22 protein-coding genes are annotated in these 22,962 nt (G+C 72.0%); 12 read left to right on the forward strand and 10 right to left on the reverse strand.

Going from position 1 to position 22,962, the window contains the following annotated elements; genetic code table 11:
- Nucleotides 1–3 precede the first annotated feature (3 nt).
- From M1R94_RS06815 to M1R94_RS06825, 3 genes are read left to right on the forward strand one after another with little or no spacing between them, the layout of a single operon-like run.
- Nucleotides 4–2,274 carry an MMPL family transporter gene (locus M1R94_RS06815; RefSeq protein ID WP_249380906.1) on the forward strand — a complete coding sequence of 757 codons (2,271 nt, stop codon included), beginning with the start codon at nucleotides 4–6 and terminating at the stop codon, nucleotides 2,272–2,274.
- Complete coding sequence (locus M1R94_RS06820) at nucleotides 2,187–3,224, forward strand: Gfo/Idh/MocA family protein (RefSeq protein ID WP_249380907.1); 1,038 nt, start codon at nucleotides 2,187–2,189, stop codon at nucleotides 3,222–3,224. The genes M1R94_RS06815 and M1R94_RS06820 overlap by 88 nt, the downstream gene beginning before the upstream one ends.
- Before the next feature lie 52 nt (nucleotides 3,225–3,276).
- Nucleotides 3,277–4,800 carry a protein kinase family protein gene (locus M1R94_RS06825; RefSeq protein ID WP_249380908.1) on the forward strand — a complete coding sequence of 508 codons (1,524 nt, stop codon included), beginning with the start codon at nucleotides 3,277–3,279 and terminating at the stop codon, nucleotides 4,798–4,800.
- On the opposite strand, the gene M1R94_RS06830 is transcribed toward M1R94_RS06825, so the two are convergent.
- From M1R94_RS06830 to lpdA, 3 genes are all read right to left on the reverse strand, one after another.
- Nucleotides 4,772–5,680, reverse strand: coding sequence for a TIGR01777 family oxidoreductase (locus M1R94_RS06830; protein ID WP_249380909.1), 909 nt, complete (start codon nucleotides 5,678–5,680; stop codon nucleotides 4,772–4,774). The two genes, M1R94_RS06825 and M1R94_RS06830, sit on opposite strands and share 29 nt — an antisense overlap.
- 74 nt (nucleotides 5,681–5,754) lie before the next feature.
- Complete coding sequence (gene sucB, locus M1R94_RS06835) at nucleotides 5,755–7,656, reverse strand: 2-oxoglutarate dehydrogenase, E2 component, dihydrolipoamide succinyltransferase (protein WP_249380910.1); 1,902 nt, start codon at nucleotides 7,654–7,656, stop codon at nucleotides 5,755–5,757.
- A gap of 26 nt (nucleotides 7,657–7,682) precedes the next feature.
- Nucleotides 7,683–9,125 (reverse strand): dihydrolipoyl dehydrogenase, encoded by a 1,443-nt coding sequence (gene lpdA / locus M1R94_RS06840; protein WP_374109436.1) that lies wholly within the window; start codon nucleotides 9,123–9,125, stop codon nucleotides 7,683–7,685.
- A gap of 104 nt (nucleotides 9,126–9,229) precedes the next feature.
- On the opposite strand from lpdA, the gene M1R94_RS06845 reads away from it, so the two are divergent.
- Nucleotides 9,230–9,559, forward strand: coding sequence for an oxidoreductase (locus M1R94_RS06845; protein ID WP_249380912.1), 330 nt, complete (start codon nucleotides 9,230–9,232; stop codon nucleotides 9,557–9,559).
- Between the two features lie 61 nt (nucleotides 9,560–9,620).
- Here M1R94_RS06845 and M1R94_RS06850 read toward each other — a convergent pair whose 3' ends face one another.
- Nucleotides 9,621–11,111, reverse strand: coding sequence for a leucyl aminopeptidase (locus M1R94_RS06850; protein WP_249380913.1), 1,491 nt, complete (start codon nucleotides 11,109–11,111; stop codon nucleotides 9,621–9,623).
- Between the two features lie 32 nt (nucleotides 11,112–11,143).
- On the opposite strand from M1R94_RS06850, the gene M1R94_RS06855 reads away from it, so the two are divergent.
- From M1R94_RS06855 to M1R94_RS06870, 4 genes are read left to right on the forward strand one after another with little or no spacing between them, the layout of a single operon-like run.
- On the forward strand, nucleotides 11,144–11,527 hold the full coding sequence (locus M1R94_RS06855; RefSeq protein WP_249380914.1) for a hypothetical protein: 384 nt from the start codon (nucleotides 11,144–11,146) through the stop codon (nucleotides 11,525–11,527).
- Nucleotides 11,524–11,934, forward strand: coding sequence for a hypothetical protein (locus tag M1R94_RS06860; RefSeq protein WP_249380915.1), 411 nt, complete (start codon nucleotides 11,524–11,526; stop codon nucleotides 11,932–11,934). The genes M1R94_RS06855 and M1R94_RS06860 overlap by 4 nt, the downstream gene beginning before the upstream one ends.
- A gap of 10 nt (nucleotides 11,935–11,944) precedes the next feature.
- Entirely contained in the window at nucleotides 11,945–12,985 is a 1,041-nt protein-coding gene (locus tag M1R94_RS06865; RefSeq protein ID WP_249380916.1) for a quinone-dependent dihydroorotate dehydrogenase, read from the forward strand.
- A complete protein-coding gene (locus M1R94_RS06870) occupies nucleotides 12,982–13,191 on the forward strand; it encodes a hypothetical protein (RefSeq protein WP_249380917.1) in 210 nt (69 codons plus the stop codon). The genes M1R94_RS06865 and M1R94_RS06870 overlap by 4 nt, the downstream gene beginning before the upstream one ends.
- Nucleotides 13,192–13,222: 31 nt before the next feature.
- On the opposite strand, the gene yczR is transcribed toward M1R94_RS06870, so the two are convergent.
- On the reverse strand, nucleotides 13,223–14,695 hold the full coding sequence (yczR, locus tag M1R94_RS06875) for a MocR-like transcription factor YczR (RefSeq protein ID WP_249380918.1): 1,473 nt from the start codon (nucleotides 14,693–14,695) through the stop codon (nucleotides 13,223–13,225).
- A gap of 61 nt (nucleotides 14,696–14,756) precedes the next feature.
- Here yczR and yczE point away from each other — a divergent pair, with 61 nt between their 5' ends.
- Nucleotides 14,757–15,452 (forward strand): membrane protein YczE, encoded by a 696-nt coding sequence (yczE, locus tag M1R94_RS06880; protein WP_249380919.1) that lies wholly within the window; start codon nucleotides 14,757–14,759, stop codon nucleotides 15,450–15,452.
- A gap of 89 nt (nucleotides 15,453–15,541) precedes the next feature.
- Here the strand turns inward: yczE and M1R94_RS06885 are convergent, their stop codons facing one another.
- Nucleotides 15,542–16,555, reverse strand: coding sequence for an aldo/keto reductase family protein (locus tag M1R94_RS06885; protein WP_249380920.1), 1,014 nt, complete (start codon nucleotides 16,553–16,555; stop codon nucleotides 15,542–15,544).
- Nucleotides 16,556–16,604: 49 nt separating this feature from the next.
- Nucleotides 16,605–17,216 carry a DUF3043 domain-containing protein gene (locus M1R94_RS06890; RefSeq protein ID WP_249380921.1) on the reverse strand — a complete coding sequence of 204 codons (612 nt, stop codon included), beginning with the start codon at nucleotides 17,214–17,216 and terminating at the stop codon, nucleotides 16,605–16,607.
- 39 nt (nucleotides 17,217–17,255) lie between these two features.
- Between M1R94_RS06890 and M1R94_RS06895 the strand changes: the two genes are divergently transcribed.
- The gene (locus M1R94_RS06895; RefSeq protein WP_249380922.1) at nucleotides 17,256–18,653 is read left to right on the forward strand and encodes a dipeptidase; all 1,398 of its coding nucleotides are present in this window, start codon (nucleotides 17,256–17,258) and stop codon (nucleotides 18,651–18,653) included.
- A 24-nt stretch (nucleotides 18,654–18,677) separates the two neighbouring features.
- Here M1R94_RS06895 and M1R94_RS06900 read toward each other — a convergent pair whose 3' ends face one another.
- The 3 genes from M1R94_RS06900 to nadA are packed head-to-tail and all read right to left on the reverse strand — an operon-like array spanning nucleotide 18,678 to nucleotide 21,069.
- Complete coding sequence (locus tag M1R94_RS06900; protein WP_249380923.1) at nucleotides 18,678–19,208, reverse strand: acyl-CoA thioesterase; 531 nt, start codon at nucleotides 19,206–19,208, stop codon at nucleotides 18,678–18,680.
- Nucleotides 19,209–19,250: 42 nt separating this feature from the next.
- Entirely contained in the window at nucleotides 19,251–19,850 is a 600-nt protein-coding gene (locus tag M1R94_RS06905; RefSeq protein WP_249380924.1) for a DJ-1/PfpI family protein, read from the reverse strand.
- Nucleotides 19,851–19,863: 13 nt separating this feature from the next.
- A complete protein-coding gene (nadA, locus tag M1R94_RS06910) occupies nucleotides 19,864–21,069 on the reverse strand; it encodes a quinolinate synthase NadA (protein WP_374109437.1) in 1,206 nt (401 codons plus the stop codon).
- 65 nt (nucleotides 21,070–21,134) lie between these two features.
- Here nadA and M1R94_RS06915 point away from each other — a divergent pair, with 65 nt between their 5' ends.
- Both M1R94_RS06915 and erpA read left to right on the forward strand, forming a co-directional pair.
- Nucleotides 21,135–22,331, forward strand: a complete 1,197-nt coding sequence (locus M1R94_RS06915) for a glycerate kinase family protein (RefSeq protein ID WP_249380925.1) — start codon at nucleotides 21,135–21,137, stop codon at nucleotides 22,329–22,331.
- Nucleotides 22,332–22,496: 165 nt separating this feature from the next.
- Nucleotides 22,497–22,847, forward strand: a complete 351-nt coding sequence (gene erpA, locus M1R94_RS06920; protein ID WP_249380926.1) for an iron-sulfur cluster insertion protein ErpA — start codon at nucleotides 22,497–22,499, stop codon at nucleotides 22,845–22,847.
- Nucleotides 22,848–22,962: the final 115 nt, after the last annotated feature.

A 22,962-nucleotide genomic window follows, 5' to 3' on the forward strand; every position in this document is an offset into this window, starting at 1 on the left:
AGCATGCTGAGCAATTCGAGGTCCCGAGGTCAGGGTGCGCTGCGCGGTCTCGGCGTCCTGGGCATCCTGCTGGTGTGGCTCACGGTCGCCGGGTTCGGTGGCATGGCGCAAGGCCGACTGGGCGACGTCCAGGAGAACGACGCGGCCGCCTTCCTGCCGGCCAACGCCGAGTCGACCCAGGTCAACGAGCTGCAGCAGGCCTTCGCCGAGGACGCCTCGCTGCCCGCCCTCGTCGTGGTCGAGTCCGACACGACCCTGACCGAGGGGCAGCTCGCTCGAGCACAGGCCTTCGCGTCGTCTCTCGCGGACCTGCCTCTGGGACCGGACGCGGTGCTGGGGGACGTGCTCCTCGCCCCCGTGGTCGTCGTGCCCTCCGAGGACGGCCGCGCGCTGCTGCTCCCGGTGAGCCTGGACAGCGCTGCGGCCAACGAGCAGATCGGTGAGGAACGGGTCGTCAACCAGGTCGTCGAGATGCTCCGCGAGGCGGCCGCCGCCGATCTCGTCGGAGACGGTCTCGAGGTGTGGGTCACCGGCCCGGCAGGCTTCATCGCCGACCTCGTCACGGCCTTCGGCGGGATCGACAGCCTTCTCCTCCTGGTGGCCCTGTCCGTGGTCCTGGTCATCCTGGTCCTGGTCTACCGGTCGCCTGTGCTGCCCTTCGCGGTGATTCTCACCTCGGTCTTCGCCCTGACCGCCGCGGCCCTGGTCGTCTACCACCTGGCCGCGGCCGGGATCCTGGTCCTGAACGGGCAGAGCCAGGGAATCCTGTTCATCCTCGTGGTGGGCGCCGCGACCGACTACTCGCTGCTGCTCGTGGCCCGCTACCGCGAGGAGCTGCGCAAGGTCGCGTCACCGTTCAGCGCGATGCGCCGCGCCCTCCGGGCCTCGATCGAGCCGATCGCGGCCAGCGCGGGCACCGTCATCGCCGGGCTGCTCTGCCTGCTCCTGTCCGACCTGACCTCGAACTCGAGCCTCGGCCCGGTGGCGGCGATCGGGATCGCCGCGGCGTTCCTCGCCGCCCTGACTCTGCTCCCCGCGCTGCTCCTCGTCGCAGGGCGGCGATCACGTGGCGTGTTCTGGCCGCGCATCCCGCACCTGGGCTCCGAGGCCGACGGCACTGCACCCGGCGTCGAGAGCCTCGGGGGTCTTGAGGCGCGATCGGGCCTGTGGGGCCGTGTGTCCCGTCTCGTCGGCCGTCACGACCGCCGGGTGTGGGTGTCCACCGCGATCGTCCTGCTCGCGGCGTCGGCGTGGCTGCCCACGTTCCGTGCCGACGGCACCAGCGAGACCGACGTGTTCCTCACCGATGTCGACTCGGTGACCGGTCAGGAGGTGCTCGCCACCCACTTCGACGCCGGCGACGTGCAGCCGGTGGTCGTCATCAGCCCGGAGACCGACGCGCAGGCGGTCCTGGCCGCCGTGCAGGAGGTCCCCGGTGTCGCCGAGGCGATCGTCGTGGTCGAGGCCTCGGGCCCCCCGGGGGCACCGCCGGCGCCCGACGCACCGGCGGTCGTCGTGGACGGCCAGGTCAGGATCGACGCCACCACCGTCGCCGCGTCGCAGAGTCAGGAGGCCGTCGCCGTGGTCGGGGACATCCGTGCCGCCGTGCGGGAGGTCTCCGACCAGGCCCTGGTCGGCGGCGCCGCGGCCGAGCGGCTCGACACCCAGCTCACCAGCACCCGGGACCTCTTGGTCATCGTGCCCACCGTGCTCGCGGTGATCCTGCTGGTCCTGGTGGGCCTGCTGCGATCGGTGGTTGCCCCCGTGCTGATCGTCCTGGCGAACCTGCTCTCCTTCGGCGCGACCCTGGGAATCGGCGCCCTCGTCTTCAACCACGTCCTGGGGTTCCCCGGAGCCGACGCGGCTGTACCGCTCTACGCCTTCGTCTTCCTCGTGGCCCTGGGCATCGACTACTCGATCTTCCTGATGACCCGCGTGCGCGAGGAGTCGTTGACCCACGGGACGCGCGAGGGGGTGCGACGCGGCCTGTCCGTCACCGGCGGTGTCATCACCAGCGCCGGGGTGGTTCTGGCGGCCACCTTCGGTGCGTTGGCGGTGCTGCCGCTGCTGTTCCTCCTCCAGCTGTCGTTCCTGGTCGCGCTGGGAGTGCTCATCGACACGCTCGTGGTGCGGACCCTGCTCGTGCCTGGCCTCGTCCACGACGTGGGTCGGGCATCCTGGTGGCCATGGAAGAACAAGGTGCCACCGGACCGCTCCGTGTCGGGCTCGTCGGGTACGGCGACGCCGGTCGCGGAATCCACGCTCGTCTCCTGACAGAGGTGGGTCACCGCGTCACCGACGTGGTGGTCCGTGCCCCGGCGCGTGCGGCCGCCGCACGCCTGGACTGGGACGACGTGAGGGTGCACCCCGACCTCGGTCGGCTGATCGAGCGTGCAGCGGACCTCGACGTGGTCGTCGTCGCCTCACCCACCGGACGGCACGTCGAGCACGCCCTGGCACTGATCGACGCCGGGGTGCCGGTCGTGGTCGACAAGCCACTGGCTCTGGACGCCGACTCAGCACGAGGGGTGGTCCACGCCGCGCGGCAGGCCGGCGTACCGCTCACGGTCTTCCAGAACCGGCGGTGGGACAGCGAGCAGCGCACCCTGCGGGCGCTCCTCGAGCGCAAGGCCCTGGGTGAGGTCCACCGGTTTGAGCGTCGGTGGGAGCGATGGCGACCGGTCCCCAAGGACCGCTGGAAGGAGAACGCCGTGGGTGACGGTGGCGGACTGCTGCTCGACCTCGGTGCCCACCTGGTGGACTCGGCCGTCCAGCTCTTCGGCCCGGTGGACGAGGTGTACGCCGAGCTGCGTGCCCTGACCACACCGACCGAGGACGACGTGTTCCTCGCGCTGACCCACAGGTCCGGGACCCTGAGCCACCTGACGGCGGGTGGTCTGGTCGGCGCGCCGGGGCCGCGGACCCGGGTGCTCGGGTCGGCCGGGGCCTACCTGGTGACCTCCTTCGAGGGGGAGCCCACACCCTTCGATCGGCTCTCGCCCGGCCCGGGTCAGGAGGGCTGGCTCGTGCACGGCGACGTGGTCGAACCGGTGCCGCAGGCCCCGGGAGGTCATGGAGACTTCTACCGTTCGGTCGAACGGTGGCTCCGGGCGGGGGAGCCGGCGCCGGTGGATCCCCAGGACGTCGTGCACACCGCGAGCGTGCTGGACACCGCGCGCCTCAGCGCCGTCTCGGGGGCACGGGAGCCCGTCCCGCCGGTCTGATCGGAGATGTGGACAACCCCTGCGGGAGGCCGTGACCTGCTGACATGGTCGGGTGACCGACATGCTCCCACCACCCGAGCTCCTGACCGCGCTGGCCTCGCGTGGGCTGCACCTCGCCGGGCCGCTCGGCTCCGGGGGGCAGGGTGTCCGGTGGAGCGTCCGTGACGCGTCCGGGACGCGCTGGGCGGTGACGCCGGTGGTGCCCCGGTCGCCCGGGCACGCTGACCGGATCGTGGAGCGGGTGCGACGTCTGGAGACGGTCGTCCACCCGCACCTGGCCCGGATGGGGCAGGTGCTCCGGCTCGGTGAGGGTGATCTGGCGGTGCTCCACGAGCCGGTCGAGGGAACCGATCTGGCTACGGCCCACCTTGTGCGCACCGCGTGGTCACCCGGCGAGGTCGTGACGGTCCTGGTTCCCGTCGCGGGCGCCCTCGCGGCGCTCCACGAGGCCGACCTGTGCCATGGCGACGTGTCACCGTCCAACATCGTGCTCACGCCGGATGGCCGGGCGGTCCTGGTGGACCTGGTGCTGGGCGACGACGAGAGCGAGGGCGGAACTCCGGGGTTCGCCCTCGCCGACCGGGACGCGGGCGCCTCCGCGGCGGGTGATGTCCACGCGCTCGCGAGCGTCGGCCTGCACCTGCTCGACGACGCCGGCGGCATCGCCCGCGCGGAGGCAGGGCAGGGCCATCGGGGATCGGCGGCTCACGGTGCCGACGAGCGCCTCCGATCGTTGCTGCACGCGGTGGTCGCGGCACCGCCAGGTCCCGGCCCCTGCGCTGCAGGGCTGGCTACGGAGATCTACGGCGCATGCCCGGCAGAGCCGGTGACCGCACCCGACCCTGCGGTCCTCGCCCGCGTCGCCCTGAGGCGGCTGGTCGAACCTGGAGAACCCGCCGTGACATCCCGACGAGCCTGTCGGGGGGCGTGGTGGTCACGTGGTTCGTCAGGTCGGCCCGGGTCGCCCGGTTCGCGGGCCGGAGGTGGACGTCATCGACGTGGCAGGTCGCGCGCCCCGGTGCTCCTGGTGGTCTCCACGATGCTCCTGGTGGTGTGCGCGGCGACCGTGGGCGCGCGGGTGACCAGCGTGCGCGACAGCGCGACGGGTGATCGACGGGACGGGGAGGCCGCAACCCGGAGCGTCGTCCAGGTCGGCCCCGGTGCGCCCTCCTCACCGGTCGTGCATCCCGTCCCGGCAGCCGTCGAGCTCACCCGGAGACGTGCAGCGGCACTGGGCGCCCGGGACTCCGAGATGCTCGCCCAGGTCACCGTCCCTGGATCGTCCGCCGCGTGGCAGGACGAGGGTCTGCTGCGCTCCCTGCTGCGGCACCGCGAACCCCTCACCGTGGTCGCGACCGTGGGTCGTGCCAGGCTCGTGGACCCGGGGCCGCTGGAGGGCGGGAGCACGCGCTCGGACGCGGTGCAGGTGCGCGTCACCTCGACCACGACGGCACGTGTCAGGCCGGCGGGCCTGTCCTGGATCTCGGGGACGTCCGGCCCCTCGACCGTCGTCCTCACGCTCCGTCCCGACGGCGACTCCTGGCGGGTCAGCGAGGTGCGTCAGGACGGCGCGTGACCCACTCGGCGGCCGAGGTCAGGTCCGGGTGCGTGTGCCGGAAGCCGGTCGCGGCGAGCACGGTCGGTACCGCGCGCTGAGAGGACAGGATGTCGTCGGCGAACTCGCCGATCGCGATGCGCAGTGCGACGCGTGGGACGCTCACCACGGCGGGCCGGTGCAGCGCACGAGCGACTGCCCGGATCACGTCCCGCTGCCGTGCCGGTGCGGGGGCCGTGAGGTTGACCGGCCCGCTCACCTCGGCCGTGAGCAGGTGCTCGATCGCACGGACCTGGTCGGGGAGCGTGATCCAGCCCCAGAAGTTCTGACCGGGACCCAGAGGTCCGCCCACCCCGAGGCGCAGCAGCGGCAGCAGGCGGCCGAAGGAGCCACCGGTGCGGGACATCACGATCCCGGTCCGTAGGTGGGCGACCCGTGTCCCTGCTGCCTCGGCTGGGGCCGTGGCCGCCTCCCAGGACCGGACGACGTCCACCAGGAAGCCCTCGCCCGGCGCCGAGCTCTCGGTCACCACCTCATCGCCTCGATCGCCGTAGACACCGACGGCAGAACCTTGCAGCAGCACCGTGGGAGCCTCGTCACCTAGGTCCGCGATCCGACGGGCGAGGAGTGCCGTCGGCCCGGTGCGGGAGGTGAGGATCGTGGATCTGTAGGCCGCGTTCCAGCGGTGGTCGCCGAGCCCGGCCCCACCCAGGTTGACGACGGCGTCGACGCCGGCCAGCGCGGCGGGGTCCAGCTCGCCGGCGCCCGGGTCCCAGCGGATCTCGCGAGAGCACCGGGGTTCTCGGCGGACCAGCCGACGCACCTGGTGCCCCTGCCCTGCGAGATGCTCGACGAGGGCCGAGCCGATCAGCCCCTGGGATCCCGCCACGACGATCTGCATGGGCACACGGTATGCCAGCGGGGCCCGGACCGTGTTCCGGTCCGGGCCCCGCCGAGGTGGTGCTTCACCCGGTGTCAGGCACCGACCTCGGACTCGAAGTCCCCGTCCTCGATGCGCTTCTTGACCGTGGCCAGGTAGCGCGAGGCGTCAGCCCCGTCGACCAGGCGGTGGTCGTAGGAGAGCGAGAGGTAGCACATCGAGCGGATCGCGATGTACTCGCCGCCGTCCTCGTCGGTCGCGACCACGGGCCGCTTGACGATCGCGCCGGTACCGAGGATCGCCGAGGTTCCGCCCGGCACGATCGGCGTGTCGAAGAGCGCACCCCCGGAGCCGGTGTTCGTCACGGTGAACGTCGCACCGCTGAGCTCGTCAGGGGTGACCTTGTTGTCCCGTGTCCGCGTGGCCAGGTCGGCGATCTTGCGGGCCACGCCCGCCAGGTTCAGGTCACCGGCATCCCGGATCACGGGCACGAGCAGCCCGCGCTCGGTGTCGACGGCGATGCCGACGTTCTCCTGGTCGTGGTAGGTGATCTGGTTGCCCTCGAGCACTCCGTTGACCTTCGGGTGGGCCTTGAGAGCCTCGGTCGCGGCGAGCACGAAGAACGGCAGGAACGTGAGGTTGACGCCTTCGCGGGCCTTGAAGTCGTTCTTGGCCCGGGTGCGCAGACGAGCGACCTTGGTCACGTCGACCTCGACCACGGTGGTCAGCTGTGCCTGGCTGTGGAGCGCCTCGACCATCCGCTCGGCGATGATCTGCCGCAGGCGGCTCGCCTTCTCGGTCTTGCCCCGCAGCGGTGAGACGGCAGCCGCCGCCGGCTTGGAGGCGCTCTGCGCGGGCGCGGCCTGCTGAGCGGCGGCACGGTCGGACTTCTCCTTGTCCGCCTTCGCCCTCTCCTCGCGCTCCTTCTGGGCGCGCTCCGCTGCCTCGAGCACGTCCTCCTTGCGGATGCGGCCGCCGACACCGGTGCCGGACAGTGATGACAGGTCCACGCCCTTCTCGGCCGCGAGCTTGCGGACCAGGGGGGTGAGATACCCGCTCGCGCCGCCCGAGGGGGCGGGCTCGACGGGCTCGGACCGGTCGCCACCCGAGGGCTCCGACACCGGGTTCTCCTGCTGGGCGGGGGCCTCGGGGACCGCAGCCGTCACTGCCGAGGCCTGGGTCTCGGAGGACGGTGCGACCTGCTCAGGCTCGGCCTCTGCCGTTTCGGCGGGCGCGGGTGCCTGCTCCTGCGCCGGGGGCGCGGAGGTCTCCTGCGTGGACCCGCCCGAGCCGGCCGACGATCCCGAACCGACACGTGCGAGTGCGGTCCCGACATCGACGGTCTCGTCCTCCTGCACCAGGATCTCGGTCAGCGTGCCGGCGAACGGCGACGGGATCTCGGTGTCGACCTTGTCGGTCGAGACCTCGAGCAGCGGCTCGTCGACCTCGACCGTGTCACCGACCTCCTTGAGCCAGCGTGTGACCGTCCCCTCGGTCACCGACTCGCCGAGCGCGGGCATCGTGACGTCCTCGCTGGCGCCACCGGTGTCTGCAGCCTGCTCGGCAGCGGGCTGAGCCTCCTGCTCCGCCTCGTCGGTGACCTCGGGGGGCACCTGTGCGGCCTGCTGCTCTGCGGCACCTGCGGCACCGTCGGAGGCTTCGGCACCCTCGGCGGACGAAGGCTCCTCCTGCTGGTCGTCCTGGGTGTCAGGGGCGTCCGAGGAGTCCTGTCCGGACGAGCCCTCCGAGGGTGCCTCGTCGGCGGAACCGATGGTCGCCAGAGGAGTGCCGACGTCGACGGTCTCGTCCTCCTCGACGAGGATCTCGGTCAGCGTGCCGGCGAACGGCGACGGGATCTCGGTGTCGACCTTGTCGGTCGAGACCTCGAGCAGCGGCTCGTCGACCTCGACCTGGTCACCGACCTGCTTGAGCCAACGGGTCACTGTGCCTTCGGTCACGCTCTCGCCGAGCGCGGGCATCTGCACGGAGTCAGACATGACCTCGTGTCTCCTTCGGTCGGGGATCAGTTGTGGGCGTGCAGGGGCTTGCCGGCGAGAGCCAGGAAGGCCTCTCCGAGTGCTTCGTTCTGCGTGGGGTGCGCGTGCACGAGGGCGGCGACGTCCTCGGGGTAGGCCTCCCAGTTGACGATGAGCTGACCCTCTCCGATGAGCTCGCCGACCCGGGCACCGATCATGTGCACGCCGATCACGGGGCCGTCCTTCTGCCGGACGAGCTTGACGAAGCCGGCCGTCCCCAGGATCTGGCTCTTGCCGTTCCCACCGAGGTTGTACTCGAGGGTCTCGACGCCGTCAGCCCCGTGGAGCTCCTTGGCCTTGGCCTCGGTGACCCCGACCGAGGCGACCTCCGGCTCGCTGTAGGTCACGCGGGGGATACCCGACTCGATGATCGGCTGGGGGTTCAGGCCGGCGATCTGCTCGGCCACGAAGATGCCCTGGGCGAAGCCACGGTGCGCGAGCTGGAGCCCGGGGACGATGTCACCCACGGCGTAGACGTTGCCCACGCCGGTGTGCAGCCGCTCGTCGGTCAGGACGAAGCCCCGGTCGAGCTTGACGCCCTGTTCGGCGAAGCCCAGGTCGTCGGTGCGCGGGCCACGGCCGACCGAGACCAGCAGCAGGTCGGCGTCGAAGGTCTTGCCGTCCTCGAGGGTCACGTGCACGCCGTGGTCGTCCTGCGTGACGCCCTGGAACCGGACACCGGTCGAGAAGTTGATGCCCCGCTTGCGGAACGCACGCTCGAAGGCCTTGCTGAGTGCGACGTCCTCGTTCGGGATGAGGTTGGGCAGTGCCTCGATGATCGTGACGTCGGCACCGAAGGACTTCCAGACGCTGGCGAACTCCGAGCCGATCACCCCACCGCCCAGGATGATGGCCGAGGACGGCACGTGATCGAGCTCGAGCGCGGCGTCCGAGGTGATGACGCGGCCACCGATCTCCAGGCCAGGGAGCGAACGCGAGTACGAGCCGGTCGCGAGCACGACGTTCTTGCCCTTGTACGGCTCTCCGTCGACCTCGACGGTGTCGGACGAGACCAGTGTCCCGTGCCCTTCGACCAAGGTGATCTTGCGCGACTTCACCAGGCCCTGGAGCCCCTTGTAGAGGCGGCCGATCACACCGTCCTTGTAGGCGTGCACCGCGGCCATGTCGATGCCCTCGAAGGACGCCTTGACGCCGAAGCGCTCGCTCTCCCGGGTCGCATCGGCGAGCTCGGCGGCGTGCAGCAGCGCCTTGGTGGGGATGCAGCCCCAGTGGAGGCAGGTGCCCCCGAGCTTGCCCGACTCGATGAGGACGACCTGGAGGCCGAGCTCGGCGGCGCGCAGGGCCGTGGCGTAGCCACCGCTCCCTCCGCCCAGGACGACGACGTCGTAGACGGGGGGACTGTCAGCCACGATGGGACTCCTCAGGCGCAGACGGTGGGTCGGTCGGCGTGCTGCCGACCATCTTGTCATCACCGGAGGACGAGCGGGAATCGAGAGCCGATCCTGGGTCCTTGCCCAGGTCCGCCGCCTCCGGCGGAATCATCCTACGTGTCATCGGGACGTAGGCTGAGCAGATGCGCTGGCTCTCACGTCGCCGTCCTCGGACGGGCGACCCGACCCCCTCGCCGAAGCAGGCCCAGCAGGCGACCCTCGACCATCTCCGCCAGTTCGTCCAGACCCGGGTGGGCGTCGAGGCGTACATCGAGCCGGTGACCAACGTGACGCAGACGACCATGGTCCTGATCGCGACCACCGGGGAGTGGACGCGCCGCCGCGTCCCCGATCCTGGGGTCGCCCGAGACATCGCCCGCGCTCTGAGCATCCCGGTCTACGACGTCCAACTCACGGGCTACCCGCAACGGATGCGGGACTGGAACGCGCGGCGCCGCAGCCCCCGCCGGTAGGGCGCCCGATCGGGCAAGCGCCTGTCAGGCGGCGCAGGCCGCGGCCCCTGCCGGCGCTGACTCAGTCCGACGTGCTGCGTGCCGGCGCCTCGAGCAGCGAGAGCAGCGTACGGACGCCGACCCCGGTGCCGCCGACGGGCGTGTAGCCGTGGGCCGACGCCTCGTTGAAGGCAGGACCCGCGATGTCCAGGTGGGCCCAGGGTGTCGAGCCCACGAACTCGCGGAGGAACAGGCCCGCGGAGAGCATGCCGCCGAAGCGGTCCCCGATGTTCGCCAGGTCCGCGACCGAGGACTTCAGGCCCGCGCGCAGCTCCTCGGGCAGGGGCATCGGCCAGAACTGCTCACCCGAGGTCTGCGCCGCCGCGACGACCTCGGCGCGCAGGTCGTCGGTACCCATGACCGCCGAGACCCGGGTCCCGAGCGCCACGACCTGTGCGCCCGTGAGGGTCGCGATGTCGATGACGGCGTCGGGCTTCTCCTCGCACGCGGCGACCAGCCCGTCGGCCAGGACCAGTCGACCCTCGGCGTCGGTGTTGAGGACCTCGACCGTCGTCCCGCCACGCTGGGTGATCACGTCAGAGGGCCGCTGGGCCGTGCCGGAGGGCATGTTCTCGGCCAGGCAGAGCCAGCCGGTGACCTTGACGGGAACCTCGAGGGCGGCTGCCGCGAGGACCGTGTGCAGCACCGCTGCCGCGCCGGCCATGTCGGACTTCATCGCCTCCATCCCCTTGGCGGGCTTGAGCGAGAGGCCGCCCGAGTCGAAGGTGATGCCCTTGCCGACCAGCGCGACCGACCGGGTGGCCTTGGACGGTGACCAGGTCAGCTTGACCAGCCGCGGCCCACGCGACGAGCCCTGGCCCACAGCCACGAGACCGCCGTAGCCGCCGGCAGCGAGTGCCTTCTCGTCCAGCACCGAGACCTTGATCTTGGTTCCCTTGACCGCGGCCCTCGCCGCGTCGGCGAAGGCTGCCGGGAAGAGGTCGATCGGTGCGGCGTTGACCAGGTCGCGCACGCCGTGGACCGCTGCGGCGAGCACGACGGCACGCTCGACGGCCCTCTTGGCGGCGTTCTCGCGGCCCCGAGGGGTGACGACCTCGAACCTGCTGGGCGGTCGAGGGCGGTCGGCCTGGTCGCGGTAGCGGGTGTACTCGTACGCGCCGAGCAGGGCACCCTCGACGATCGCGGCGACCGAGTCGACGTCGTCAGCGGGAAGTGCGAAGCCCACGGACGCAACACCTGCGAGCTGCCGCGTGGCAGCCCCTGCGGCCCGACGCAGGCCCTCGGGCGTGAGCGAGGCCGTGGCCGGCCCGGTACCCACCAGCACGAGCACCGGTGCGGTCAGGTGCCCTCCCGAGGGGAGCCGGTGCACGGAGTCCTGCTCACCGGTGATGCCCAGGGCACGGGCGCTGCCCGTCACGAGGGTGCGTAGCTCGGTGGGCAGGGTGTCAGCCCCGACGAGGGCGACCCCCGCACCGGACGAGGCGACCGCGACCACAAGGGCGTCGACGGCGAGGCGGGCAGGGTCCTTGGAGGTCAGTGTCGGTGCAGCCACGGCTCGATGCTAGCCCGCGAGCGGTGCCCTCGGTGACGCCACGTATCCTCGACGCCGTGTGGACACCCCTTGCCCTGACGGTCGTCGCGGCCGCACTGGCCGTCGGCACGTGGGCAGCGTGGCGGGCGGCGCGCGACCAGCCGGTGATCCTGCGCCAGCTGATCGCCGCCGGGGTGGTGGAGGCCCTTCTCGTGGTCCAGCTGCTCGTCGGCATCGGGCTCGCCCTCGCGGGGACGACGGCGCCGGACGGTCCGACGTTCTGGGGCTACCTCGTGACCACGCTGTTCATCCTGCCGGTGGCGGCCGCGTGGGCCTTCGCCGAGCGAAGCCGGTGGAGCTCGGTGGTGCTGCTGGTCGCTGCCCTGACCGTCGCCTTCCTGCAGTACCGCATCCTGCAGGTCTGGGCCGGGGCATGAGCCCGACGTCGACGCGCACTGCGAGCGGTCCCGGTCGGCTGCTGGTGGCCGTGTACGCCGTGCTCGCGCTGGCGGCCACCGCGAGGTCGACGGTTCAGGTGCTGCGCGACCTTGACGAGGCGCCGTTGGCCTACCTGCTGTCGGCCGGTGCCGCAGCCGTCTACGTCGTGGCGACCGTCGCCCTGGCCAAGGGATGGCGCTCGGTGGCCTGGGTCGCGGTGAGCGTGGAGATGGTCGGGGTGGTGGTCGTCGGCGCCCTCTCGACGGTGGCACCGGAGCTGTTCCCCGAGGCGACCGTCTGGTCCGGCTTCGGGTCTGGTTACGGCTACGTCCCCCTCGTCCTCCCCGTCCTGGGATTGGTGTGGTTGCGACGGACGGCCCCCCTCGACACGGTCCCGGAGGGATAGGTTGGCGGTCGTGTACCGCCTTCTCTTCACCCAGGTCCTGCGGCGGATCGACCCCGAGCGGGCCCACCACCTGGCCTTCCTCGCGATCCGGTTCGTCGCCGCCGTCCCGCCGTTGCGTGCCCTGGTGCAGCGGCGGTGCGCACCCCCGGGGATGCCGACCGCCCGGGTGCTCGGTCTGGACGTGCCGGGCCGGTTCGGTCTCGCTGCTGGCTTCGACAAGGACGGCGTGGGCATCCGCGGACTGACGATGCTCGGTTTCGGCTTCGTCGAGGTCGGCACGATCACGGCCCACGCCCAACCGGGCAACGAGCGACCGCGGCTGTGGCGGGTCCTGGACCAGCACGCGGTCCGCAACCGCATGGGGTTCAACAACGAGGGCGCCGCCGCGGTCGCCGCCCGGTTGCGTCGCGTCCGGGCGACCCGGTGGGGGCGGTCGGCCGTGGTGGGCGTCAACATCGGCAAGAGCAAGGTGACCCCCGCGGCGCAGGCGGCCCAGGACTACGCGACCAGTGCCGGTCTGCTCGCCCCGGTCGCCGACTACCTCGTGGTGAACGTGTCCTCACCCAACACCCCTGGCCTGCGCTCGCTGCAGTCGGTCGAGCACCTCCGGCCGATCCTGCAGGCGGTGCGCTCCGCCGCGGACGGTGCGACCCCGGTGGCACGGACCGTGCCGCTCCTGGTGAAGATCGCCCCCGACCTGTCCGACGCGGATGTCGACGCCGTCGCCGAGCTGGTCCTCGAGCTCGGCCTGCAGGGGGTGGTGGCCGTCAACACCACGATCGACCACGACCTCGGTGAGGGCGGACTGTCCGGCCCCCCGCTCCTGGGCCGGGGACTTGAGGTCGTGCGTCGGCTGCGTGAGCGGCTCGGAGACGGGCCGGTCGTCATGGGCGTGGGAGGGATCACGACCGTCGACGACGCGCGCGCCTACCTGGCGGCCGGTGCCGACCTCGTCCAGGGCTACACCGGTTTCGTCTACGAGGGCCCTTTCTGGGCCGGTCGGCTCAACCGTGAGCTCGCGAGGACCCCGCTCGCCGGAGCCGTCCGGTGAGCAGGCCCTCGTGGGCGTGGCTGCTCTTCGACGCCGAGGACGGACCCCTCGACCGGCCCCTGAGCCCGACGTTCACCAACCGCTTCGATGCCGAGTCGTGGCTCGGTGAGACCTGGCGTGACCTGGCGACGCAGGACGTCGCACGCGTCAGGCTCGCGCAGGACGGTGACGTGATCGGCGACACGGTCGAGCTCCGCCGCGGCTGACGGTGGGACCAGGACGGCCGGCAGCAGGTCGTCACACGGCGGTGCCCAGTACGGTCCCCGCGGCGGGCGAACCGAAGGGGGCGTCCAGCCCCAGGGTGCCCCAGGCGCGAGCGAGAGCACGGACACCCTGCTCGATCTCACCCGTGGGCTGACCGAACGGGAGCCTGAGGCGGTCCTCGAACGAGCCGTCCGCCCCGAAGCTCGGTCCGGGAGCCACGCGTACGCCGTGGTGGAGCGCGGTCGCCGCCAGTGCGGACGAGACCGGGGCACCCAGATCGGCCCACAACGACAGCCCGCCTGCCGGGCTGCTGACCCGCCAGGTCGGCAGGAGCCGCGCGAGCAGGTCACGCAGACCGTCACGCTGCACCCGCAGTGCGGCACGTCGCGACGCCAGGATCTCCTGGCCGTCGGTGAGCAGCTCGTGAGCGACCAGCTGCTCGAGCACTGCTGTGCCCAGATCGTCCCGGGCGCGCTCGCGGGCCAGGCGTGCGACGAGCTCGCGGCTCGCGCGGATCCACCCGACCCTCAGACCGCCCCAGTAGCTCTTGGAGGTCGAGCCGATCGCGACCAGGCCACCGCCCGGCGCACCGCCCAGGAAGGGCGCGGGTCGTGGCCCGGTCAGCGTGAGGTCCGTGAGGGTCTCGTCGGCGATGACGATCGTGCGGTTCCGGGCCGCGATCTCCCGGACACGTGCGCGCGCCGACACGCTCATGCTCAGCCCGGTGGGGTTCTGGTGGTCGGGGATCAGGTAGACGGCGCGAGGAGAGCTCTGGCGGATCGTGGACTCGAGGAGGTCGACGTCGAGCCCGTCGAGCCCCACCGGCACGGGGACCGGCCTGGCTCCCAGGCTGCGGACGGTGGCGATCGCGTTCGAGTACGTCGGGTGCTCGACGACCACCCGGTCGCCTGGGCCGACCAGGGTGCTGAGCAGCAGGCTGATCGCCTGCTGCGCCCCGCTGGTGATGAGGATCTCGTCGGGTCGCGTGGGTGTGCCGCGCCGGGTGTGCTCGGCAGCAACGGTCTCACGCAGCACGTCCAGGCCGAAGTAGTGGTAGCCGCGTCCGTCCAGGTACCTGGGCAGCTCACCGAGCGCCCGCAGGTATGCGCCGTGCAGCCCCGAGGGTGAGGCGGAGGCGGCGATCGTGAGGTCGACGACGACGTCGGGCGGGTGCGTCGTGGAGTCGCTCGTCCTGCGGGTCCGTCCACCCGACGGCAGGGTGGTGACGGTCCCCGACCCTCGGCGGCTGGTGAGGAACCCGGCGTCACGGAGGTGCTGGTAGGCGGCTCCGGTGGTGGTGCGCGACAGGCCGAGCGCCGAGGCGAGCTCGCGTTCGCTGGGCAGACGGGTGCGCAGCGGCACCGTCCCGTCCAGGACGGTCCGCCGGAGCCCGTCGGCCAGGGCGAGGTAGGCGGGTCCTGCACGGCGCCACGAGCCGAGGAGCCGGACGAGCTGGGGGGTGGCCATCCGGCGCTCGACGGATGATCCGTGCTCGGTGATCGTCACGGGTCCACCTTCATCCAAGTGGCTATGGAAGACAAGGCCACCCGCACGCCACTCTTCGGGGATGACCTTCGATCAGGCCACCGTCCTGCCTTCACGTCGGATCCCCCGCAGGACCCTCCAGCTGATGGCCGGTCTCGTGCTGTACGCCGCATCGATCTCGATGCTCGTCCACGCAGGCCTGGGCAACATGCCCTGGGACGTGCTCAGCCAGGGGATCTCGCGCCAGCTCGGCTGGTCGCTCGGGACGGTCACCATCGTCGTGAGCATCGCGGTGCTGCTGTGCTGGGTCCCGCTGCGGCAGCGGCCGGGCTGGGGGACCGTGGCGAACGTCCTGGTGATCGGCCTGCTCGTGGACCCGTTCCTGGCCCTGCTGGCCCTGGTGCCCGAGCCTGTGCCGCTGTGGGGGGCGATCGCCCTGACCGTGGGCGGCATCCTGGCCAACGGGGTCGCGACCGCCTGCTACATCGGGGCGCGGCTCGGACCAGGACCCCGCGACGGCCTGATGACCGGACTGGTGACGCGCACCGGGGGCTCGGTCCGCGTGGTGAGGTTCGGCATCGAGGGCGTGGTCGTGCTGGGTGGCTGGCTGCTCGGCGGGACCGTGGGCCTGGGCACCCTCGGCTACGCCGTGGCGATCGGACCGCTGGTCCACGCCCTGCTGCCCCGGTTCACCGTCCGGGCCGGCACGGTGGGCGAGGTCGGCGCGACCCCGGAGCCCGCCGGCGCCACCGGTGCGTCGGTCGGCCACCCGGCCTGAGCCGGGGCTGAGCGGGTCAGGCCGCGTGCGCCGGTCAGGACGGCGTCGGAGACCGTCGCGAGGCTGGTCCGACGCCGTCCTGAGAGCGCTCAGACGGGGCGGGCCGCTGGGGAGTTCGCCGCGGTCATCGCCGGGTCGCGCACCACGACGTCACCCAGCACCTCGTCGATGCGCACCATGAGCTCGGCCGGGATGTCCACGCCCGAGGCCTTGGCGTTCTCGGTGACCTGCTCGGGCCGGGAGGCCCCGATGATCGCCGCGGCGACGTTGTCGTTGGCCAGGACCCAGGCGAGCGCCAGCTGCGCCATCGACAGGCCCAGCTCCTGGGCGATCGGCTCGAGACCCTGGACCGCGCCGAGCACCTCGTCGTTCATGAAGCGTTCGATCATGCGGGCGCCGCCCTTGTCGTCCGTCGCCCGAGAGCCGGCGGGCAGGTCCTGGCCAGGCTTGTACTTCCCGGTCAGGACACCCTGCGCGATCGGCGACCAGACGATCTGGGACAGCCCGAGCTCGCGGGAGGTCGGCACGACCTCCTCCTCGATGACCCGCCACAGCATCGAGTACTGGGGCTGGTTCGAGATGAGCTGGAAGCCGAGCTCCGCGGACAGCGCGCGTCCCGCCCGGATCTGGTCGGCGGTCCACTCGGACACGCCGATGTACAGCGCCTTGCCCTGACGCACGACGTCGGCGAAGGCCTGCATCGTCTCCTCGAGCGGGGTCTCGGAGTCGAAGCGGTGCGCCTGGTAGAGGTCGACGTAGTCGGTGCCCAACCGTGTCAGGGAGGCGTTGATCGACTCCATGATGTGCTTGCGCGACAGGCCGACGTCGTTGGGGCCCTGCGGGCCGGTGGGCCAGTAGACCTTGGTGAAGATCTCGAGCGACTCGCGGCGCTCCCCGGCGAGCGCCTCGCCGAGCACCGACTCCGCGACCGTGTTGGCGTAGACGTCGGCGGTGTCGAAGGTGGTGATGCCCACGTCGAGCGCTGCGCGCACGCACGCCTTGGCGGCGTCGTTCTCGACCTGCGAACCGTGGGTGAGCCAGTTGCCGTAGGCGATCTCGGAGATCTTCAGACCGCTGTTGCCCAGATATCGATGAGTGACCATGCCTGCACCCTAGGTCGCCGGCGGGCGGCGCACCTGTTCGTCGGCAGCTTCAGCCGGGGAACTCGCCGCGCTTGACCTGCGGACGCGGCAGCCGGGTGCGGCGGATCTGGAACGACCGCAGCACGCCGTACATCACGGTGCCCTTGACGACCTTGTCCGCACCGAACTTCTTGTTCAGGCCCCTGCGCAGCGACCGGCCGAGCAGGAACGCGTCGATCATCGCGACGATGACCACGAGGTAGAGCACCCCGAGCACGACGATCCCGGCCTGCGGGTTGCTGCTGGCCAGGAAGGTGGCGAAGACCACCACCATCGAGACGGGCAGGAAGAACTCACCCACGCTCCACCGGGCGTCGACGTGGTCGCGCACCCATCGGCGGACCGGACCCTTGTCACGGATCGGCAGGTAGCGCTCGTCACCGGTCTGCATCGCGCGGTACTCGCGGTCGCGGACCTCGCGGTTCTTGGCCTTGGCGTTCTTCATCGCCGACCTGCGGTCGCTGGGCACCAGCGGGCGCTTGCGTGCTGCCTCGGCCTGGCGTCGCTTCGGGGTCGGTCGTCCCTTGCCGGCGGTGCCGGGCGCCGGCTCCCGGACCTCGGGCTCCGGCGGGTCCGAGGATGCGGCTGCGGGATCAGGCGTCGACCTGTTGCGGGAGAACACGTGCTCAGGGTAGTCGAGGTCACGGGTAGCGTTGACGGCGTGAACCCGACCTCGCCCACCGCAGGCCCGTCGACCCTTCGCCCCACCTCGCAGGTCCTGCGTGACCGGGTGGCCGAGGCCTTCCCGGCGGTGCGCGCCGACCTCGAGGCGCTGGTCAGGATCCCCAGCGTGTCGAGCACCGCGTTCGACCCCGCCCCGCTGGGACGCAGTGCCGACGCCGTGGCCGCCCTGCTGCGCGGGGCCGGGATGCCTGAGGTGCAGGTCCTCACCGCGACCAGGTCGGACGGCCTGGTCAGCGCACCGGCCGTGGTGGCCCGTAGGCCCGGGCCGGTGGGCGCACCGACGGTGCTGCTCTACGCCCACCACGACGTGCAGCCGCCGGGGGAGGAGGCCGAGTGGACCTCGCCCGCCTTCGAGCCCACCGAGCGGGACGGGCGGCTCTACGGCCGGGGTGCCGCGGACGACAAGGCCGGTGTGATGGCGCACGTCGGGGCCCTGCGCGTGCTGGGTGACGATCTCGGTGTCGGGGTGACGGTCTTCGTCGAGGGCGAGGAGGAGATCGGCTCACCGACCTTCGGAGACTTCCTGGCCGTCCACCGTGACCTGCTCGCCGCCGACGTGATCGTCGTGGCGGACTCGAGCAACTGGCGGGTCGGGGTACCCGCCCTGACCACGAGCCTGCGTGGGCTGGTCGACTGCGAGGTCGAGGTCGCCGTGCTCGAGCACGCGGTCCACTCCGGGATGTTCGGCGGGCCGATCCTGGACGCACCGACTCTCCTGGCACGGCTCATCAGCACGCTCCACGACGAGGACGGCAGCGTGGCCGTGGCGGGACTGCCCGCGGCTCCCGAGCCCGTGGTGACCTACGACGAGGCAGACCTGCGGGCGGACGCGGGCGTGCTGCCCGGCGTCCGGCTCGCCGGGACCGGGTCGTTGGCCGGACGGCTGTGGACCAAGCCCGCGCTGTCGGTGATCGGACTGGACGCCACGAGTGTGGCCCACTCCTCCAACACCATCGGCCCCCGGGCATCAGCCAAGCTCTCGCTGCGCATACCCCCCGGCCAGGACCCTGCCGAGGCCGCGGTCGCCCTGCGCCGGCACCTGGAGTCCCACGCACCCTTCGGTGCGCGGGTCACCGTGCGCGACGGGGAGCTCGGCAGGCCGTTCCAGGCACCGGCCGACTCCCCGGCGATGCGGGCCGCGCGCGAGGCCTTCGCCGAGGCGTGGGGCACCGAGCCGGTCGACATCGGGCTGGGAGGATCCATCCCGTTCATCGCCGACCTCCTGGAGGTCTTCCCTGAGGCGGCGATCCTGGTGACCGGGGTCGAGGACCCTGACTCACGCGCGCACGGTGCGGACGAGTCGGTGCACCTGGGTGAGCTCGAGCGGGTCGTGCTGGCTGAGGCGCTGCTGCTCACGCGCCTCGCCCGGCCCTGAGGCGGTCGGGCCCGGACACCGTGCTCACCCGGTGCGGTGGGCGACATCGACCGCCCGGGCCCAGGCGGCGACGTCCGCCGGGACGTCGGGGCTCTCGGGCGATCCGCCGAGCAGCCCGACGACCTCGGGGGCCGGGATCCGGCCACCTCCGCGGGACAGGAAGCGCCCGGCGACCAGGCCGCGGGCGACGCTCTCGCTGCCGCGGGTGAAGACCTGCTCGAGGTACACCACCCTCTCGTCCCAGCCGACGACCCGCGAGGTGATCTCGAACCGGTCCCCGAGCCGTAGCGAGCGTCGGTAGGTCATGGTCGAGGCAGCCACGACGGGGTACCAGCCTCGCTCGCGAAGCAGTCCGACGGCGCCCAGGTCGGCCAGGTAGTTGCTCCGCGCGATGTCCATCATCTGCAGGTAGACACCGTTGTTGACGTGCAGGTAAAGGTCGAGGTCGCCGGGGTGGACACGCATCCGGGACACCGAGGGGTCCAGGACCCCCTGTCCGGGAACCGCGCGGCGCGGACGGGTCGTGGCCAGGGCGAGCTGGATCTGTCGGGTCACCGTCGGGATGCTACCCAGCGGGCCCCGCCGGGCGCCTGGGGGTCAGACCGGAGGGCTCGGGTCGTACTGGATGCCCCGCCGCACGGCGCGGGCCATCTCGACCGAGTCGAGGCGTGCGACCAGGTGCAGCGCCATGTCGATGCCCGCCGAGACTCCCGCCGACGTCACCACGTCACCGTCGTCCACGAAACGCGCCTCGGTGTCCGCCAGGACGCTGCGGTCGATCTGGGCGAGCTCGTCGAAGGCGCTCCAGTGCGTGGCGGCCGGGCGTCCGGCGAGCAGGCCCGCGGCCGCGAAGACCAGGGCACCGGTGCACACCGAGGTCATCAGGGCGGTACGGGTGCGCATCGTCCGCACCCAGCCCAGGTGATCGGCATCGGCCAGCAGCGTCCGCGTCCCCTCACCGCCCGGGTAGACCAGCACGTGCAGGGTGCCGACATCCTCGGCGGACAGGTCCGGGACGATCCGTAGCCCTTTGGCCAGCCGGACGCCCGCTCCGTCCCACGAGAAGGTCACCACCTCAGGCCTGAGCTCGCTGCGACGTGCCCACCACGAGAGCACCTCGTAGGGGCCCACGACGTCGAGCTCCTCGGCGTCGTCGAAGACGAAGACGCCGACGCGCAGCGGTCGTGCCGTGGCCATGTCCACCACCTGGTCAGAGTCCGGGAAGGGCGAGCATCTGGTCGAGGGCGACCCTCGCCCAGTGGGCGTCGTCGGCGTCGACGACGATGCGGTTGACGGTGCGACCCTCGAGGAGCGACTCCATCACCCACACCAGGTGGGGCAGGTCGATCCGGTTCATCGTCGAGCAGAAGCAGACGGTCGAGTCGAGGTAGTGCACGTTCAGGTCCGGGTGCGTCGCGGCGAGCCGACGGACCAGGTTGAGCTCGGTCCCGATCGCCCAGGACGAGCCCGGCTCGGCGGCGTCCAGGGCTCGGACGATGTACTCGGTCGAACCCACGAGGTCGGCCGCCTGGACCACCTCGTGGGTGCACTCGGGGTGCACCAGGACGGTGACCCCGGGGACGCGTGCACGGACGTCGGAGACGTTGCGTGCCGAGAACCGGCCGTGCACCGAGCAGTGCCCGCGCCACAGGATCATCCGTGCCGCGCTGAGCTCGGCGGGCGAGAGCCCTCCACCCGGACGGCGCGGGTCGTAGACGACGCAGTCCTCGAGGGACAGGCCGAGCTCGCGGACCGCGGTGTTGCGACCCAGGTGCTGGTCGGGCATGAAGAGCACCTTCCCGGTGCCCTCGAGGCCGCCGACCCGGTCGAAGGCCCAGCGCAGCGCGACCTGCGCGTTGGAGGAGGTGCACACCGTCCCCGCGTGGCGCCCGGTGAAGGCCTTGATCGCCGCCGAGGAGTTCATGTACGTCACGGGGACGGTCTGGTCGGCCACGCCGACGTCGGTGAGCACGTCCCAGGCCTCCTCGACCTGCGAGATGGCCGCCATGTCTGCCATCGAGCAGCCGGCCGCGAGGTCGGGAAGGATCACCGTCTGGTCGTCGGAGGTGAGGATGTCGGCCGACTCGGCCATGAAGTGCACGCCGCAGAAGAGGATGAACTCCGCCTCGGGTCGTGCGGCCGCCTCGCGCGCGAGCTTGAACGAGTCGCCGGTCACGTCGGCGAGGGCGATCACCTCGTCCCGCTGGTAGTGGTGCCCCAGGACGAACGCCCGTTCACCCAGCGCAGCACGCGCGGCGCGGGCCCGCTCGACGAGGTCGGGGTCGCTCGCCGCAGGGAGCGACCCCACGCACTCGACGCCCCGCTCGGAGGCAAGATCCGCGCCCTGGCCCAGCAGGAGCAGTGCGGGGGAGGCTGCAGGCTCGACGAATCCGGGGTTCTGCACAGCTGTGGTCACTGTCAGATCTTCCCACAGGCACCCGAGGGCGCAGCAGGGCGGTACCACTGCGGCAGGATGGTCCGGTGCGCATCCTCGTGGCCCCCGACTGCTTCACCGGAACGCTGAGCGCGCAGCAGGCCGCCGAGGCGATGGGTGCGGGGTGGGCCGACGGCGCGCCGCACGACGAGGTCACGGCGCTGCCGCTCGCGGACGGCGGACCGGGCTTCGTGGACACGGTGCACGGCGGTCTGGGTGGCGAGCTGGTCCCCACGACCGTGACCGGTCCCCTCGGCGGCCAGGTCCCTGCCGTCATCCTGCTCGTGCCCTCGCCCCACGGACCGGTGGCCTACCTCGAGTCCGCGCAGGCGGTCGGGCTCCACCTCGTCCCGGACGGGCAGCGCGACCCCACCCGCACGACGTCGGTCGGCGTGGGGGAGATGCTGCGTACCGCGCTCGGGCTGGGTGCACGCCGGGTCGTGGTGGGTCTGGGCGGCTCGGCGACCAACGACGGTGGGGCCGGACTGCTCGCGGGCCTCGGGCTGCGCGGGGACCTGCTGCGCGCAGGTGGCGGCACCCTGGGACACCTCGCTCCCGAGGACCTCGCGGACCTCGCGGCGTTGCGCCGTGAGCTCGCTGCTGTCGACCTGGTGGTCGCCTGCGACGTGGACGTCCCGCTGCTCGGTCTGCACGGGGCGAGCGGTGGCTTCGCGGCGCAGAAGGGCGCGACCCCGGAGCAGGCGCAGCACCTCGAGCGTCAGCTGGGTCACTTCGCGCACCTGGTCGACGCGGTGGTCTCGGCCGACACGTTGCGCCGGGACCTGCTTGCCGCGCCGCCGCCCGGCGTCGGAGCGGCGCGCGGTGGCGCGGGGCGGGCTCTCGCGCAGCTCGCGGGCGCGGGCGCGGCAGGGGGTCTCGGCTTCGCCCTGGCGGTGCTGGGCGGGCGACTGCTCGCCGGCTCCGACGTCGTGGCCGACGCGATCGGGCTCTCGTCCGCGATCGCCCAGGCGGACCTGGTGGTCACGGGTGAGGGGTCGTTCGACTGGCAGTCCCTGCACGGCAAGGCGGTCTCTGCGGTCGCCTCGCGAGGGCTGACCCACGGCGTCCCGGTGGTGGTCGTCGCCGGCCAGGTCCTGATCGGTCGGCGCGAGTGGGGGGCAGCGGGCGTCGCGGGCGCCTACGCCGTCGCCGAGGACCCTCACGACCTCGACCACGCGATGGCCGATCCGGCCGGGACCCTTCGCGCGCGAGTGGCACGGGTCGCCCGCACCTGGTCGAGGTGAGCCTCTGCACGACAGCGTCTCCCTCTGCACGACACCGTCTCCAGCGGCGTCGCAGGGGACGTCGGTCGCACCCGTTCCCACGGGCAGGACGTACCCTGGACGGGAACACGCGCGTCGCGTGTGCTGTTGCACTGACGACAGCCCCCGAGATCCTGCGGAGACACCATGAGCGAGACCACCGAGACCGCAACGCACGGCGTCGAGCTGAGCGACGTCGCCGCCGGGAAGGTGCGCGCCCTGCTGGAGCAGGAGGGCCGTGACGACCTGCGTCTGCGCGTGGCCGTGCAGCCTGGCGGCTGCTCAGGCCTGATCTACCAGCTCTACTTCGACGAGCGCGTGATGGACGGTGACGCGATCCGTGACTACGACGGCGTCGAGGTCATCGTCGACCGGATGAGCGTGCCGTACCTCGACGGAGCCTCGATCGACTTCGCCGACACGATCGAGAAGCAGGGCTTCACGATCGACAACCCCAACGCCGGCAGCTCGTGCGCGTGCGGCGGTTCGTTCGCCTGAGCCGAGCCTTGCTGTCCCGCCCGGAGGGCCCCTGCCACGGGCAGATTCCAGGGGTCGTAGCAACACCGCTGGTTGGTTATGCGGACAGTAGTTCACCAAGACGCTCGGCTGGGTT

The organism is Actinotalea alkalitolerans (genome assembly GCF_023369855.1).
Lineage (GTDB): Bacteria > Actinomycetota > Actinomycetes > Actinomycetales > Cellulomonadaceae > Actinotalea.

Coding starts and splice junctions, on each gene's coding strand:
- M1R94_RS06815 (WP_249380906.1), top strand. CDS start 4: ATGCTGAGCAATTCGAGGTCCCGAGGTCAGGGTGCGCTGCGCGGTCTC.
- M1R94_RS06820 (WP_249380907.1), top strand. CDS start 2,187: ATGGAAGAACAAGGTGCCACCGGACCGCTCCGTGTCGGGCTCGTCGGG.
- M1R94_RS06830 (WP_249380909.1), bottom strand. CDS start 5,680: ATGCAGATCGTCGTGGCGGGATCCCAGGGGCTGATCGGCTCGGCCCTC.
- sucB (WP_249380910.1), bottom strand. CDS start 7,656: ATGTCTGACTCCGTGCAGATGCCCGCGCTCGGCGAGAGCGTGACCGAA.
- lpdA (WP_374109436.1), bottom strand. CDS start 9,125: ATGACAAGATGGTCGGCAGCACGCCGACCGACCCACCGTCTGCGCCTG.
- M1R94_RS06845 (WP_249380912.1), top strand. CDS start 9,230: ATGCGCTGGCTCTCACGTCGCCGTCCTCGGACGGGCGACCCGACCCCC.
- M1R94_RS06860 (WP_249380915.1), top strand. CDS start 11,524: ATGAGCCCGACGTCGACGCGCACTGCGAGCGGTCCCGGTCGGCTGCTG.
- yczE (WP_249380919.1), top strand. CDS start 14,757: ATGACCTTCGATCAGGCCACCGTCCTGCCTTCACGTCGGATCCCCCGC.
- M1R94_RS06885 (WP_249380920.1), bottom strand. CDS start 16,555: ATGGTCACTCATCGATATCTGGGCAACAGCGGTCTGAAGATCTCCGAG.
- M1R94_RS06905 (WP_249380924.1), bottom strand. CDS start 19,850: ATGGCCACGGCACGACCGCTGCGCGTCGGCGTCTTCGTCTTCGACGAC.
- erpA (WP_249380926.1), top strand. CDS start 22,497: ATGAGCGAGACCACCGAGACCGCAACGCACGGCGTCGAGCTGAGCGAC.